At 71.9% G+C, this 15,384-nt stretch carries 13 protein-coding genes; 9 read left to right on the top strand and 4 right to left on the bottom strand.

Going from position 1 to position 15,384, the window contains the following annotated elements; all coding sequences use genetic code 11:
• The first annotated feature begins 128 nt into the window (after nucleotides 1-128).
• The 6 genes from OG746_RS45080 to OG746_RS45055 all read left to right on the top strand — a co-directional run bounded on the left by OG746_RS45080 (nucleotide 129) and on the right by OG746_RS45055 (nucleotide 7,987).
• Complete coding sequence (locus OG746_RS45080) at nucleotides 129-1,217, top strand: LacI family DNA-binding transcriptional regulator (RefSeq protein ID WP_266725398.1); 1,089 nt, start codon at nucleotides 129-131, stop codon at nucleotides 1,215-1,217.
• An 89-nt stretch (nucleotides 1,218-1,306) separates the two neighbouring features.
• Nucleotides 1,307-2,905 (top strand): FAD-dependent oxidoreductase, encoded by a 1,599-nt coding sequence (locus OG746_RS45075; RefSeq protein WP_266725396.1) that lies wholly within the window; start codon nucleotides 1,307-1,309, stop codon nucleotides 2,903-2,905.
• Between the two features lie 49 nt (nucleotides 2,906-2,954).
• Nucleotides 2,955-5,081, top strand: coding sequence for a hydantoinase/oxoprolinase family protein (locus tag OG746_RS45070; RefSeq protein WP_266725394.1), 2,127 nt, complete (start codon nucleotides 2,955-2,957; stop codon nucleotides 5,079-5,081).
• Nucleotides 5,078-5,683 carry a hypothetical protein gene (locus OG746_RS45065; protein ID WP_266725392.1) on the top strand — a complete coding sequence of 202 codons (606 nt, stop codon included), beginning with the start codon at nucleotides 5,078-5,080 and terminating at the stop codon, nucleotides 5,681-5,683. The genes OG746_RS45070 and OG746_RS45065 overlap by 4 nt, the downstream gene beginning before the upstream one ends.
• Before the next feature lies 1 nt (nucleotide 5,684).
• The gene (locus tag OG746_RS45060) at nucleotides 5,685-6,968 is read left to right on the top strand and encodes a TRAP transporter large permease subunit (RefSeq protein WP_266725390.1); all 1,284 of its coding nucleotides are present in this window, start codon (nucleotides 5,685-5,687) and stop codon (nucleotides 6,966-6,968) included.
• A gap of 35 nt (nucleotides 6,969-7,003) precedes the next feature.
• Complete coding sequence (locus OG746_RS45055) at nucleotides 7,004-7,987, top strand: twin-arginine translocation signal domain-containing protein (RefSeq protein ID WP_266725388.1); 984 nt, start codon at nucleotides 7,004-7,006, stop codon at nucleotides 7,985-7,987.
• A 6-nt stretch (nucleotides 7,988-7,993) separates the two neighbouring features.
• Here OG746_RS45055 and OG746_RS45050 read toward each other — a convergent pair whose 3' ends face one another.
• Nucleotides 7,994-9,352 carry an MFS transporter gene (locus OG746_RS45050; protein WP_266725386.1) on the bottom strand — a complete coding sequence of 453 codons (1,359 nt, stop codon included), beginning with the start codon at nucleotides 9,350-9,352 and terminating at the stop codon, nucleotides 7,994-7,996.
• Complete coding sequence (locus OG746_RS45045; RefSeq protein ID WP_266725384.1) at nucleotides 9,349-10,521, bottom strand: acyl-CoA dehydrogenase family protein; 1,173 nt, start codon at nucleotides 10,519-10,521, stop codon at nucleotides 9,349-9,351. The genes OG746_RS45050 and OG746_RS45045 overlap by 4 nt, the downstream gene beginning before the upstream one ends.
• A 201-nt stretch (nucleotides 10,522-10,722) precedes the next feature.
• On the opposite strand from OG746_RS45045, the gene OG746_RS45040 reads away from it, so the two are divergent.
• Nucleotides 10,723-11,379 (top strand): TetR/AcrR family transcriptional regulator, encoded by a 657-nt coding sequence (locus tag OG746_RS45040; protein ID WP_266725381.1) that lies wholly within the window; start codon nucleotides 10,723-10,725, stop codon nucleotides 11,377-11,379.
• A gap of 70 nt (nucleotides 11,380-11,449) precedes the next feature.
• Nucleotides 11,450-12,241 carry a thioesterase family protein gene (locus OG746_RS45035; protein WP_266725379.1) on the top strand — a complete coding sequence of 264 codons (792 nt, stop codon included), beginning with the start codon at nucleotides 11,450-11,452 and terminating at the stop codon, nucleotides 12,239-12,241.
• 67 nt (nucleotides 12,242-12,308) lie between these two features.
• On the opposite strand, the gene OG746_RS45030 is transcribed toward OG746_RS45035, so the two are convergent.
• The gene (locus OG746_RS45030; protein ID WP_266725377.1) at nucleotides 12,309-13,985 is read right to left on the bottom strand and encodes an isocitrate lyase/phosphoenolpyruvate mutase family protein; all 1,677 of its coding nucleotides are present in this window, start codon (nucleotides 13,983-13,985) and stop codon (nucleotides 12,309-12,311) included.
• A 109-nt stretch (nucleotides 13,986-14,094) separates the two neighbouring features.
• Between OG746_RS45030 and OG746_RS45025 the strand changes: the two genes are divergently transcribed.
• Nucleotides 14,095-14,568, top strand: a complete 474-nt coding sequence (locus OG746_RS45025) for an SRPBCC domain-containing protein (RefSeq protein ID WP_266725375.1) — start codon at nucleotides 14,095-14,097, stop codon at nucleotides 14,566-14,568.
• Nucleotides 14,569-14,652: 84 nt separating this feature from the next.
• Here the strand turns inward: OG746_RS45025 and OG746_RS45020 are convergent, their stop codons facing one another.
• The gene (locus OG746_RS45020; protein WP_266725373.1) at nucleotides 14,653-15,201 is read right to left on the bottom strand and encodes a putative immunity protein; all 549 of its coding nucleotides are present in this window, start codon (nucleotides 15,199-15,201) and stop codon (nucleotides 14,653-14,655) included.
• Nucleotides 15,202-15,384: the final 183 nt, after the last annotated feature.

Raw genomic sequence — 15,384 nt, 5'->3', positions numbered from 1 at the left:
CTCTCGTTGAGCATCAGAAATCTCCGTACAACCCCTTGACCCCGCACGGGAGGCGCCCGCACAGTACCCGTTAATGCGCATTACCTAATACGCATTACCAACGGCGGACACCCCGAGGAGCGGCAGGCGTGGAGCAACCCAGGAAGCGGGCAAAGCCGGGGCGTGCCCCGGCTCCGGCGGGCCGGAAGTCCCGTCCCCGGCAGGCCGAGGTCGCGCGGCTCGCCGGTGTGTCGCAGGCGACCGTCTCGCTGGTCCTGAACGCCCGGCGTGACGGCAAGGGCGCGACGATCTCCGAGGAAACCCGGCAGCGCGTCCTCGAAGCCGCGCGCAACCTCGGCTACGTTCCCGACCCGGCCGCCCGCCGCCTCGCGGCCGCCCGCAACAACCTGCTCGGCGTCTTCAGCTTCACGTCGGCGTTCCCGACCGATGTGCAGCACTCGTACTACCCGTTCCTGGTGGGTGTGGAGCAGGAGGCCGCCGCGCGCGGCTACGACCTGGTCCTCTTCACCGCGTCCAGCGGTGGAGGTCCGGACGCGCTCAGCCGGGTGCGGCTCGCCGACGGCTGTCTCTTCCTCGGCCGGCATGTGCCGCGCGCCGAACTGAAGCGGCTCGTCGCCGACGGGTTCCCGGTCGTGCACCTCGGGCGTAGAGAGGAGCTGGAAGGGCTCGCCTGGGTGGGCGCCGACTACGTGAGCGCGAGCCGCGACGTGGTCGCGCATCTCGCCGGGTTGGGGCATCGCCGCATCGTGCTCGTGCGCGAGGACGACGACGCCCCCGCCTCCACGGACCGTCAGCAGGGCTTCCTCGACGGGCTCGAAGGGGCGGGGCTCGCGGGTGGTCCCGGCTCCGTGCTGCGGTGCGCGGACCCGGTGGCCGAGATGACGGCCGAGCGGGTCCGGGAGCTGGTCGCGGACGGCGTGACGGCGTTCGTCGCCGAGGAGACGGACACCGGGGCGGCGTGGCAGGCGCTGAGCGGGGCGGTGGCGGAGGCCGGGCTCTCGTGTCCGGGGGATGTCTCCCTGGCGCTGCTCGGCAGCCCGCCGCCGGAGCTGGCCGCGGGTCCCGTACCGACCGGGTTCGACGTGCCACGGCACGAGTTGGGCGCGGCGGCGGTACGGCTGCTGTCGACCCAGGTGGCCGGTGAGGAGGCGGACGAGCCGTTGGTGGCCTGCGAGTTCCGGGCCGGACTCACGGCCGGGCCGGCACCCCGCCCGTAAGCGACACACCCACAGAGCCACACCCCCACACACGTACATAGCGACACACGTACACAACGACACGCGCACGCACAGCACGAAGGAGTCATGTGTTTCCCGAACCGGAGATCCTCATCGTCGGCGGCGGCCTCGGCGGTGTCGCCGCGGCGCTTGCCGCCTGCCGCGCGGGACGCCGTGTCGTGCTCACCGAGGAGACCGACTGGATCGGCGGGCAGCTCACCGCGCAGGCCGTGCCGCCGGACGAGCACCCGTGGGTGGAGCAGTTCGGCACGACGGCCTCGTACCGGGCGCTGCGCGAGGGCATCCGCGCGTACTACCGGCAGTGGTATCCGCTGCGCGGCGAGGCGCTCGCCCTGCCCGAGTTCAACCCGGGCGCGGGCCGGGTCAGCAAGTTGTGTCACGAGCCGCGGATCGCGCTCGCCGTCCTGGAGGGCATGCTCGCGCCGTACCGGGCGAGCGGGCTGCTGACCGTTCTGACGGAGCACCGGGCGGTGTCCGCCGAGTCGGACAACGATGTCATCACCGCGGTCTCCGTGCAGGATCTGCGCACCGGGATCGTCCGCGGATTCACTCCTCCCTATGTCATCGACGCCACGGAGACGGGCGAGCTGCTCGCCCTCGCGGATGTCGAGCACGCCAACGGCGCCGAGGCGCAAGGGGAGTTCGGTGAGCCGCACGCTCCCGCCGAGGCGCAGCCGGACAATCAGCAGGGCATCACGGTGTGCTTCGCACTCTCGCACCACGAGGGTGAGGACCACACCATCGACCGGCCCGAGGACTACGACTTCTGGCGCTCCTACCGGCCGGATTTCTGGCCGGGCCCGCTGCTCGGCTTCGAGGCTCCCGACCCGCGCAGCCTCGCACCGGTCCCCCGCACCTTCGTGCCGAACCCGGCGCTCGACCCGCTGGCCGTGAGCGCTGACCAGAGCGCCGACGCGGGTGACAAGGAACTGTGGGGTTTCCGGCGAATCCTCGCCCGCAAGCTGCATCAGCCGGGCGCCTTCGACTCGGACATCACGCTCGTCAACTGGCCTTTGAACGACTACTGGTTGAAGCCGTACATCGGGCAGGAGGCCGAAGCGCTGCGCGAGGCGCGGCAGTTGTCGCTGTCCGTCCTGTACTGGCTGCAGACCGGGGCCCCGCGCGCCGACGGCGGCACCGGCTTCCCCGGGCTGCGGATCCGCCCCGATGTGACCGGCACGACGGACGGCCTCGCGAAGGCGCCGTACGTCCGCGAGTCGCGGCGCATCAAGGCGGTGACGACGGTCGTGGAGCAGGACGTCGCCATCGACGTCGTCGGTCCGTACGGCAGGACGCGCTACCGGGACTCGGTGGGTGTCGGCAACTACCGCATCGATCTGCACCCCTCGACCGGCGGCGACAACTACATCGACGTCGGCTCGGTGCCGTTCGAGATCCCGCTGGGCGCGCTGGTTCCCCGGCGGGTGCGCAATCTGCTGCCGGCCGGCAAGAACATCGGCACCACCCACATCACCAACGGCTGTTACCGGCTGCACCCGGTGGAGTGGAACATCGGCGAGGTCGCGGGAGCGCTGGCCGCGCACTGTCTCGCCGAGGACGTGACGCCGCATCAGGTGCAGGCGGAGGACAAGTGGTTCGACGAGTTCGGGCGGCTGCTCGACCGGTCGGGTGTGCAACGTCACTGGCCCGATGTGCGCGGCTACTGACCGACCGGCCAGCGCTCCGACCGACAACGCACAAGGAGGTGCGTACGACATGAGCACACGGATACGCGTCGGGATCGACGTGGGCGGCACGTTCACGGACGCCGTGGCCGTCGACGCGGCGACGCTCGGCCTGGTGGGCCAGGTGAAGGTGCCCACGAGCCATCATCATGAGGACGGTGTCGCGCACGGCATCGTGCAGGCACTCGACCGGCTCCTGGAGCAGGTCGACCGCACTCCGGCCGATGTGACGTTCCTGGCGCACGGCACGACGCAGGCCACGAACGCGCTCCTGGAGGGCGACGTGGCGATGGTCGGGCTCATCGGCATCGGCACGGGCGCGGGCGCGGTGCTGACCCGGCGGCTCGCCGCGCTCGGCAAGCTGGAACTCACACCGGGCAAGAAACTGCCGCTCGCATACGCCCACGTCCCGGACCCGTTCGACACCGACGCGGTGCGGGCCGCCGTGACCCGCGTTCAGAAGGAGGGCGCCGAAGTCCTCGTCGCCACCGAGCCGTTCGGGGTCGACCGTCCCGACGGGGAGCAGGCCGTGCTCGACGCGGCGCAGTCCTCAGGGCTGCCGATGGCGGCCGCCCACGAGATCACGTCGCTGTACGGGCTGCACAAGCGGACGCGTACGGCGGTGGTGAACGCGGCGATCCTGCCGCGGATGCTGGCGACCGCGGAACTCGTCGACTCCTCCATCACCAAGGCGGGGGTGGACGCGCCGCTGATGGTGATGCGCTGCGACGGCGGTGTCATGTCGCTCGCCGAGATGCGGCGCAGGCCCCTGCTGACCGTCCTGTCGGGTCCGGCGGCCGGGGTCGCGGGCGCGCTGATGCAGGAGCGGATCAGCGAGGGGGTGTTCCTGGAGACGGGTGGCACGTCGACGGACATCAGTGTGGTGCGGCGCGGCAAGGTCGCCGTGCGGCACGCGACGATCCTCGGCAAGACCTCGTATCTCAACGCCCTTGATGTGCGCACGGTCGGGGTCGGCGGCGGCTCGATGGTGCGTCTTGGACAGGACAAGGTGGCGGGCGTCGGGCCGCGCAGCGCGCACATCGCCGGGCTTCCGTACGCGTGTTTCGCCACGCTCGACGATCTGCGGGACGCGAAGCTGGCCACGGTGACGCCGATGACCGGCGACCCGGACGACCATGTGGTGCTCGACGCGGCGGGCGGCCGGTTCGCGCTCACGATGACGTGTGCGGCGAACGCGCTCGGGCGGGTGCCCGAGGGTGACTTCGCGCGTTGCGACCAGGAGGTGGCGCGGGCCGCGCTGGCCCCGCTGGCCGCCCGGCTCGGCACCGACGTGGCGGGGGCGGCGCGTGCCGTGCTCGACGCGGGGGCCGCGCCGGTGCAAGCGGTCGTGGACGCGATGGTCAAGGACTACCGGCTCGACCGCGACACCGCGGTCCTGGTCGGCGGGGGCGGCGGCGCCGCGTCCGTGACCCCGCATCTCGCGGCGACCACCGACATGGAAGGTCGGATCGCCCGGCACAGCGAGGTGATCAGCCCGATCGGCGTGGCCCTCGCGCTGGTGCGCGAGCAGGTCGAGCGGATCGTGCCGGGTGCCACGCAGGAGCAGATCCTCGCCGTGCGCGCCGAGGCCGAGCGGGCGGTCGTCTCGCAGGGCGCCGCGGCCGACGGTGTCGAGGTCGAGGTGACCGTCGACCCGCAGACCAGCACGGTGCGGGCCGTCGCCACCGGCGCCACCGAACTGCGCACGCAGGACCGGGCGCACCGGGCCGACGAAACGGAGCGGCTGAAGGCGGCCGCCACCAGCCTCAAGACCCAGCAGGACGCCGTCGACGTGCTGGCGGGCACCGACGCGTACACCGTGTACGGCACCGAGGTGCGGCGCCGGCTCCGGGGCACGCGGCGGCCGGTGCGGGTGGTCGACGCGGACGGTGTCGTGCGGCTCGGGGCGCCGGACGCGCGGGTGGAGACGACGACCGTGGGCGCGGCCGGCGAGGCGCTCGCGGCGCTGGTGCGGGACGCCACCTCGTACGGGGACGGCGGGACGCGGGCGCCCGCGGTGCGGCTGCTCGTCGGCGGCCGGATCGCCGATCTGTCGGGGGTGCTCGAACCCGAGGCGCTACTGGCCCTGGCGCGCAGCGAGTTGCGGGCGCGCGCGGCCGACGAGCCGGTCGTGGCGGTCGTGGAGTCCCGCGCATGAGCGGCGGCGCCGGCCGGGACCACGACCTGGACCTGGCGGTACGGCTGCTCGCCGGCACCCCGACGCACGAGGGGCGGGATCCGCTCCTGATGCGCCAATGGGCGCTCGCCGCCGAGGAGTTCGGGGCGCGCCTGGTTCCCGACGCGATGACCGCGCGGATCGTCGAGCGCGACGGCGGCCTCACCGAAGGGCTTCTTGCCCGCTTCCGGTCGCGGCCCGCGCAGATCGAGCTGTACGTCGACACCATCGACCGCGCCGAACGGCTCATCGACGAGCGGGGCTGGCGCGCCTGGTTCCCGGAGGGTTCGGTGCGGGCGGCGGCGCTCGCCCACGAGCGGGCCCACGAACATCTCCACCACGCGCGCGTGCGGGCCGAGTTCAAGCGGGCGCTCGGCCACACGGCGCTGCGGCTCGGGCGGCGCCGCGTGTACGCGCATGTCGCGGGCGCCGACGAGCTGGCCGCGCACGCCTATGCGCGTGTCGCCTGCGGCCTGGGCCGCAGCCCGCTGCTGCTCACGGAGGCGCTTGCCACGGCCGTGACACAACACGCCGGCACCGTACAACCCACTAGAGCCGTACACCCCGACAGAAGCGAGAAGTGACATGGGTGTCGTCATCCTGCTCGTCATGGCGGCCGGAGTGGCCGCCATGCTGAGCCGCAAACTCCCCACCGCGTTCGCCCTCGTGTTGCTCGCCGTGGTGATCGCGTTCCTTGCGGGCGCCCCGCTGACCGGCAAGAACAGTGTCCTGGACACGGTCCTCCAAGAAGGTGCCCCGGCGCTCGCCGCGACGATGATCGCGATCCTGCTCGGTTCGTGGCTCGGCAAGCTCCTGGAGGAGACCGGCATCGCGGGCACCCTGGTCCGTAAGATCGTCGAATTCGGCGGTGACCGGCCGGTGTTCGTGGCGCTCGGAGTGCTCGTCGTGTCGGCGCTCGTGGGCACGGTGACCGGGTCCGCGCCCGCGGCGATGCTCGCCGGGCTCATCGGGATCCCGGCGATGATCGCGGTGGGTGTCCCGAAGGTGACGGCCGCCGGGACGATCCTGATGGGGATCGCCGTGGGCATCCCGTTCGAGCTCCCGGTGTGGCAGTTCTTCTCCACCGCCCTCGACCTGCCGATCCCGACGGTGCGCGGCTTCATGGTGAAGCTGTTCCCGTTCGCGCTCGTGGCGGCCCTCGCCTACGTGCTGATCGAGTCGCGGCGACGCGGTGTGGAGCACACATGGTCGCTGCGGTCGGTCCAGGACAAGCCGCGGGCGCGCGAACGGAAGCCGCTCGGCGACGCCCCGTGGTACGCGCTCCTGACGCCGATCGTTCCGCTGGTACTGGCCCTCGGCTTCGAACTGGCCATCATTCCCTCGCTGTTGGCGGGTGTGCTGTACGCGCTGGTGACGACGACGCGGCCGCGCGACATGAACCGCCGCCTGCTGCGCACCCTGTACGGCGGCTTCGAGGTGGCGGCCCCGCCGATCACACTGTTCGTGGCGATCGGCATCCTGCTCGCCGCGGTGAACCTGCCGGGCGCGGTCGACGCGCTCGAACCACTGTTGAAGGCGGTCAGCCCGCAGAACGCGGTGCTGTTCGTCCTCGTCTTCACCGTGCTGGTGCCGCTGTGCCTGTACCGGGGTCCGCTCAATGTGTTCGGCCTCGGCGCCGGCATCGCGGGCGTCCTCATCGCCACCGGCATCTACCCGGCCGTCGCCGTCCTCGGCATGGCCACCTCGTACAACCAGGTCTTCGGCGTCGCCGACCCGACCAGCACCCAGACGGTGTGGAGCGCCCAGTACGCGGGTGTCTCGCCGCAGCAGGTGATGGTGCGCACGCTGCCGTACGTGTGGGTGGTGGCGCTCGGCGGTCTGTGCGTCACGGCCGCGACCTACCTCTGACCTCTTTCCGCCACCCCTCGACATCAGGAGCGCTCATGCAACGTCGTACTTTCCTGCGCGCCGCCGCCGTCACGGGATCCGCCATGGCCCTGGGCGGGCTCCCGGTCCCCTCGGCCTCGGCCGCGCCGGGCGGATTCCCCGACTACACCTACGTCCGCACGCTACTCTCCCCCGCCGACCTCAAGTACAACCCGACGGGCGAGATCATCTTCCCGACGGTCCGCGGCGTCTTCGACAAGCTGGCCGAGCCGCTGGGCCGCTACTACCTGTACTACGCGCCGCACGACGCGCCCGGCGGCATCTGCCTCGCGTACGGGGACTCGCTGGAGGGCCCGTTCACGGAGTACCCGGACAACCCGATCGTGTCGAACGACTGGTCCCCGCACTACTCGGTCAGCCACGTCTCCTCACCGCATGTGCAGTGGATGCCCCAACACCGGGAGTTCTGGCTGTACTTCCACGGCGAGAACACCACGACGCGGCTCGCCCGCTCGAAGGACGGCATCCACTTCACGTACGACAAGGTGGTCCTGTCGACGTCGATGATGCCGGCGGGCACCACCGAGACCTCGTACGCCCGTGTCTTCGCTCACGAGCTGCCGGCTCGCGGCGCCCACTACGTGATGCTGTTCATGCTGAACAACACGACCAACCACCGCGACATCTGCTGGGGTTGGTCGGCGGACGGCCGCGACTGGACCTTCGACCAGACCCCGCTCGTGCGGCACTCCGACGTCGACGCGGTCAATGTGGGCGGACCGCACCTGCTCACGCGCGGCGGCTCCGCCTACGTCGTCTACAACAAGGACAAGGAGAGCGGCGGCGACCTCATGATCACGGAGGTCGGCGCCGACTTCTCGCTCCGCAAGCACCTCGGCGTCTTCTACAACTCGGGCGCCTCGGCCCCGGAGAACGGCCGGGCGGCCGCCCCCTCGTTCGGCACGCAGAGCGGGGTGCCCTACATGGTGTACGAGGCCGGGGAGCGGCTCGCCGGGGCGATCGCGGTGGCCCGGGGCTGACCCGGGTCACTCGCCCGCGGGGGCGGCGGCCGGGGTCTCAGTGTCCTGCGGGGATTCCACCGGCGCCGCCTTCGCCCGGCGCCACGGGCCGCGGAAGAGCAGCGACGCCGGGACGAACACGGCCATGCAGCACAGCGAGACGATCAGCCAGGCCCGCCAGCCGTGCGATTCGACGACGCGGGGTACGGCGATGAGCACCACCACGCCCATCGCCTTGGTCAGGAAGGTGAAGACGCCCCAGGCGGTGCCCTGCAGGCGTGGGTCGACGTCCTCGGCGTTCTCCGAGAAGTTCGCCATCCACGGCCCGTAGGCGCAGCCCATCACTCCGCCGAGGAGCGCGCCGGTGATCGCGATGTGCAGGTGCGAGACGTCGTCGCGTCCGACGAGGCCCGCCAGGTACCCGGTGAGCAGCACACTGCCCACCGTTCCTGCGACGCAGAAGGGCTTGCGCAGTTGCAGCCGGTCGGAGAACCGGCCGGACAGGACGAGGGTGAAGATGTTCAGCGTCCAGAACGCCGCCATGATCTGCGAGGCCGTCGCGGCGTCGAGGTCGAAGCTCTCCGCGAGCATCGTCTGCCCGTACACGACGAGTGTCACGTACAGCACGAGCCAGGACGCGATGCCGATCACATGGGCCCAGATGGCGCGGTGCCTGAACAGGTCGCGGGAACGGGCCGGTTGGGTGTGATCCGCGCGGCCGAGGGTCTCCCGCTCGGACTGCACGATGCGGGCGCGCAGTTCCGGTGAGAGGTCCGCGATGTTGAAGGCGATCACCACGGAGAGCACGAGGGACACCGCCCCCATGATGACGAACTGCGAGCGCCACGAGTCGTCGAACAACGGCAGCGTGAGGCTGGCGACCGCGGCGGCCAGGAAACTCGCCCCGACCGGGCCCCAGGTCCAGAAGCCGAAGGCCTGCGCCCGGCCCATCCGCGGCGAGAAGTCCCGCACCAGCGGCGCGGTGCCCGCCATGGCCATGCCGTCGACGACCGACAACACGGCTCGCACGGCGAGGAGTTGGCCGGTTGAGTGGACGGTCGTCATCAGGAAGCAGCAGCCCGCGGTGAGCATCAGCAGCGGCACGATGAGCCGCACCCGGCCCACGGTGTCGGTGAGCCGTCCGCCGACCATCGACGCGATGGCCCCGGCGACGAGCGCCGTCGCGGAGACGGCGCCGTAGGTGGTCAGCGTGATGTCCAGGTCGTCGAGGAGCAGCGGCACCACGGGCGCGATCTGGCCCTCGTAGGAGGCGATGAGGACCGCGAGGACCGCCATCGACAGGATGCGCATCCGCTGTCCGGCGTCCGGGTACTGGTCGAGCTCGCGCACCCGGAAGATCCGGATGCGCGGGCGCCGCCCGGTCACTCGCCGATCCCGCCGAGTCGTACGTGCCCCTTGATGAGGTTGCGGGCGATGGTGCGCTTCTGGATCTCGTCGGTGCCCTCGAAGATGCGCAGCAGCCGCAGCTCGCGGTACCAGCGCTCGATGGGCAGTTCCTTGGTGTAGCCCATGCCGCCGTGGATCTGCAGGACGCGGTCGACGACCTGGTTGGCCATCACCGCTCCGTTGAGTTTGGCGATGGAGGAGGCGTGCCGGGCGTCGAGGCCCTGCTGGACGCGCCAGGCCGCGTACAGGGTGAGCCACTTCGCGGACTCGATCTCCACCTGGGAGTCGGCGATGTGCCACTGGATCGCCTGGTAGTCGGCGATGGGCCGGCCCATGGAGTGCCGCTGGCGGGCGTAGTCGACGCCCATCTGGAGCATGCGCTCGGCGGAGCCGATGGCCCGGGCGGGGATGAGGTAGCGGCCCTGGCCGATCCACTGCATGGCGAGCTCGAAGCCCTTGCCGACCTCGCCGAGGACGTTGCGGCCGGGGACGCGTACCTCGTCGAAGACGAGCGAGGCCGGGCCCCACTGGCCCATGGTCTCGATCGGTTCGGACTTCCAGCCCATGTCGCGGTCGACGAGGAAGCAGGTGACACCGCCGTCGGCGCCCTTGTCCGGGTCGGTGACCGCGAACACCATCACGAAGTCGGCCTCGTTGCCCCCGGTGATGAAGGTCTTCTCGCCGGTGATCAGCCAGTCGTCGCCGTCGCGCACGGCGCGGCTGCGGATGTTGCGGGCGTCGGAGCCGGCGCCGGGTTCGGTGATGGCGAAGCAGGAGCGGCGCTCGCCCTCGATGGTGGGCAGCAGGTACTCCTGCTTCTGCTGGTCGTCGCAGGCGTAGAGGATGTTGTCGGCGCTGCCACCGAAGCTGAAGGGGACGAACGTACGGCCCATCTCCATCGCGATGATCGCCGACATGACGGCGCCGAGGTTCATCCCGCCGTACTCCTCCGGGGTGTTGACGCCCCAGAAGCCGGACCTGCGCGCCTTGGCGCGGAGTTCGGCGACGACCTCGGCTTCGACACCCGGCTGACCTGCCCGTTCGTTGCGCAGGACGTCCTGCTCCAGCGGCATCACTTCCTTGGTGATGAACGCGCGCACGGTGTCCCTGATCTGACGTTCCTCGGTGGACAGCGAGAAGTCGACCATGGAAGTGCCCCCTCAATCCGAATGCGGGAATCCTGGAACGGGAATCTAGGAATGAGTTCAAGTTGCCCGCGGCCCGGCGGTCGGTCAAGAGGTCGGAACGAGTTCAACCGAGGTTCTGGCGCAGAGAATTGGCTGATTCTAAAATTCGGTTCGGTACGACAGTGGGTGCGCAACAGTGGGTACGGAGGGGGTGACGACCGGGTGACACGCAAGGCGGAGCGGATCGCGGCCAAGGACAACGCCTGGCAGTGGAGCCGCACGGAACAGACCCGTCGGACCCTGCTGGACGCCGCCCGTGAGGTCTTCTGCGAGCAGGGGTTCACCGACACGGCGATCGTCGCGGTGGTGCGCAGGGCGGGGTCGAGCGTCGGCAGCCTCTACCACCATTTCGGCGGCAAGACGGAGCTGTTCGTCGCGCTGTGGGAGGACTACGAGAACTCCCGCGAGCGCGAGGCGGCCGAGGCGGTGGCCGCGGCGCGGGCGGCGGGCGAGACGGATCCGCTGGAGCTGTTCCTGGTCGGCACCCGCAGCTTCCTGGAGGGCTGTTGGCGGCGGCGTGACCTGATCGAGCTGTGGATGGACGGCGACGGCCCGCCCGGCTTCGAGCTGATGCGCCGGGCGCGCGGCCGCGAGTGGATCCGGCAGAACTCGGTGCTGCTCGAAGCGGGCAAGGAACCCGTGGACCGGCTGGTGGTCGGCGTCCTCACCTCCGTCATCGGCGAGGCGGGGAGGGAGATCGGCACGTGCGCGCGCAAGCGGGACGCGGACGCGATCTGTCACGCCACGCTCGCGCTGATCCGCAGGCTGGATCCGTTGCACATCGATCCGCTCCGGACGACTCACCCCCGTACGCACTGACGCGCGCACCGACGCACGCACTCAGCCAGGCACCAGGCACCAGGCACCAGGCACTTTGAAAGGAACACACGTGGCACAGACCGAGGATGCGGCGCCCTACTTCACCCGGAGCGGGGACACGTTCGTGCCCGAGTCGCACGCGCGCGGCTGGTGGGCGCCCGACACGGTGCACGGCCGGCTCCTGGGCGGGCTCGCCGCGCGGGCGCTGGAGCGCGAACACGCCGAGGAGGGGCTGCACTTCGCGCGGCTCACCGTCGATCTGTTCCGCACCGCGCCGTTCGCTCCCGTCGGTGTCACCACGGAGCGGGTCCGCGACGGGCGGCGGATCCGCGTGGCCGACGCGGTCGTACGCGGCGGCGACGGGAAGCCGCTGGCGCGGGCCAGTGCCGTACTGCTGCGCACCGGCACACCGCCGCCGGGACACATTCCCGCGACCGGTCCGTGGGACGCGCCGCCGGCGCAGGAGCTGCTGGCCCCGCACGGGCGCACCCAGTTCCTGCGGTTCGACGATGAGCTCCGGCCCGTGCGGGAGTGGAGCGGCGATCAGCGGCGGCGGTCCTGGATGCGCGACGCCCGGCCGCTGGTGGGCGGGGAGGCCCTGTCCCCGCTCGTTCGCGCCGCGCTGGCCGCCGACACCGCGAGCCCCCTCGCCCACGCGAGCGACCACGGCCTGCGCTACATCAACGCCGACTACACCCTGTCCCTGAGCCGGCTCCCGCTCAGCGACGAGATCGGCCTGGAGGCGACGGGGCACACGGCCGAGGACGGCATCGCCGTCGGGCACTGCACGCTGTACGACGCAGCGGGCCCGATCGGCTATTGCACGACGACGGCGCTCGCGAATCGCGCGCCGGAGCGCTGACCGCCTGCTACAGGGACCGTTCCTGGGCTTGGGCTTGGGCTTGGGCTTGGGCATGGGCATGGGCCTGCTACAGGCCCTGTACTTCCCCGTATGAGAGGGTGTCGCCGGTGGGCCGTCGTCCTTCGCGGACGGCCCGCGCGGTGGCCACGGCCTCGCCGAGCGCCCTGCGGTAGAGCAGCGAACCGAGGCTGACGCGGCGGACGCCCAGCGCGGCGAGTTCGTCGAGGGTCGGCCCGGTGGGCGAGTAGAGGATGTTGAGCGGGAGCTCGAAGCGGGCTGCGATGTCGCGGATCCGGTCGGGCTCGGCGAGGCCCGGCACGAACAACCCGTCGGCGCCCGCTTGTTGGTACGCGGCGAGGCGCTCCTCGGTGTCCGCACGGTCACGGCCCAGCCAGTACGTGTCCGTGCGGGCGTTGACGAACAGTTCGGGGACGGCCGCCTTGACCGCTGCGATCTTCGCGGCGTGCTGGTCGACCGGGGTGATGCTGCCGTCGGCGCGACCGTCCTCGACGTTGATCCCGGCGGCGCCCGCGGCGCTCAACTGGCGGGCGAGGTCGGCGACTTCCTCCGGATCATCGCTGAATCCGCCCTCCATGTCGACGGTGAACAGCAGCGGGGTGCGCCCGAGTCGGCGGGCCAGGTCGAGAGTGGCGTCGGCGGTGACACCCGCGCCGTCCGGGAGCCCGGCCGCGGCGGCCACACCGAGGCTGGTGGTGCCGACGGCCTCGAACCCGGCGCCGGCCAGGGCGGCGGCCGAGGCGCAGTCCCAGGCGTTCGGCAGCAACAGCGGCGCGTCCTTGCGGTGCAGGCGGGCGAAGGGGGTGACCGAGGGCTGCCGGTACGCGAGGGCCCCCGCGGCCAGGGCCATGGCGTGTTCCCGGCCGGGGCAGACGCGCGGCGGAGCCCCGAAGGCGAGCGGCACGTCGGCGTCCGTGGGGGCGGCCGCCGTGGCGTCCAGGAGGACGAGATCCCCGGCGGCGATGTCCCGGCCGACGACGCGGGTGTCGCGGGCGGCGACGCGGCGCAGGACACGGACGGGTGGGTCGTTGCGCAGGGTTTCGTGGAGGATCTGCTCGATGGGGCGGGTGTCGGCGGAAGCGGCGTCGCCGGGGGCGGGGGTGATGTCGGCGGGGGCCGCGGGGGCGGCGTCGGCATGGCGCACCAGGGCCGCGGTCGCGTCACGGGCCTGTACGAGGAGGCAGATGCGGGCGGCGGCGAGTTCGGTGCGGTCCGGGTGTCGGGGGCCGTCCGACTGCCGAGGACCGTCCGGCTCTCGGGGGCCATCGGGGCCCGGTTGCCGGAGGCTCTCGCCCACCAGCTCCCCCGACGGGGACAGCAGCTCCACCAGGCGCGCCACCGCCGCGTCGGCCTCCGGGTCCTCGCCGCCGAAGTAGACACGGGACACGGTTCCGATCGCCTCCGCCACGGCGTGGGGTTCCCGGTATCCCAGGGCCTCGGCGAGGGTGCTCACCACGTACGGGGCCGCGTCCTCGGCCTCGGGCCACCGGGTGGCCGCCTTCCGTAGCCGCGCCACGTCGAGGCGGGCCAGCTCGGCCTCCACCAGCGCCCGGCGCCGCGCGTGCGTCTCGCCGGAACTGAACCGGGGCACCGAGGCCCGCAACCAGGCCATGGACGCGCCCTCCTTCCCCTCGGCGGCGGGCGGCACCTCCGGCACCAGGTCCGGGTTGGCCAGCGCCGCACGCGCGTCCTCGTAACGGGGGATCTCATGCACGGTTCGGTTCATGCCACCGACGCTAGGCGCGCAACGCTTCGGGACCGGCCGAAGCGTCCCCGCGTTCCCTCGCCCTCGCGTCTTGCCGGGGCGGTCGAAGGCCCAACGCTACGCTCGGCCGATGTACTCGACCGAGCTCACCCAGCACGTGAACGCCCCACGTGCCGCCGTCTACCGGGCGCTCATCGACGCGGACGCGATCGCGCACTGGCGGGTGCCCGACGGCATGACCAGTCGTGTGCACGAGTTCGACGCCCGCGAGGGCGGAAAGTTCCGCGTCTCGCTCACCTACGACGCGCCGACCGGGAACGGAAAGTCGGCCTCGCACACCGACACGTACCACGGACACTTCGCCAGGCTCGTGCCGGACGAGCAGGTGGTCGAGGTGCTCGCCTTCGAGTCCGCCGATCCCGCGCTGCGCGACACGATGACGATGACCACCACGCTCACCGACGCGGGCGGCGGCACCGAGGTGCGGATGCTGCACGAGGGGATCCCCGACGTCGTGCCCGCCGACCAGAACGAGACGGGCACACGGATGGCACTGGAGAACCTCGCCCGGCTCGTGGAAACGGACCCGCGCTTCGGCGGCTGACTCCAGGCACCCGCACCGACATCAGCACCAGCACCAGCACCAGCACCAGCACCAGCACCAGCACCGGAAGGTGCCGCCTCCGCGTTACTGGCGCGGACCACGCAACGACGCGTCGAGCGCGCTCATCAGGTGCGCCACGCGCCCCTTCCCCTGAGGCGCCGCAGGGTACCGGCTCAGCACGTCGACGAGGACGGGAGTGGCGCGCCGCCGGGCCCGCTCGATGTCCCGCTCCCCCGCCTCCGGGTCACCGCCCGCGGCCAGCTCCGCCACACGGGCCGCGCACGCGGCGGCGCGCAGGATGTGGCCGACCTGCGTGGCCTTCGCGATCGGGTGCAGATACGCGGCGGATGCGGCGTCGCCCGCGGCGCGCGCGGCGAGCCGTACGGCTTCGGTGTCCGCCGCCGCGGCGGCCCGGTGTGCGTCGAGCGAGGTGACGCGCTGGAGCCGCGTCCGGTTCGCGCCGTTGACGAACTCCCACGCGGCGTCGACGGCCGCGCGGGGCCGCGGGTCGTCCGGCGCCGCGGCCTCGAACACGGGGAGGACCTGCTCGGCGCTCTGCACGGCGTACCGCGCGACCGCGCGCAGCTCGTCCATGGTCAGGTCGAAGTCTCCGGTCACGGTGCTCGTCGCCATGTCCCGATCCTCTCACCGGGGCCACACGGGTCCGGAAGCCCCGGGCCGGTCGGGCCCTTCGCCTCTGTGCTGCACCCCGCCCCCTGGGCGACCGTAATAGGGACGGAAGTGGAGTGTCCGTGTGCACCGCAGCGCACGACCGCCCACCCAAGGCCGCCCGGCGACGTCACGCCCGGCTGAGCG

The sequence above is a fragment of the Streptomyces sp. NBC_01016 genome, from assembly GCF_026341035.1.
Lineage (GTDB): Bacteria > Actinomycetota > Actinomycetes > Streptomycetales > Streptomycetaceae > Streptomyces.
This window is presented reverse-complemented; position numbering and strand designations above follow the sequence as displayed.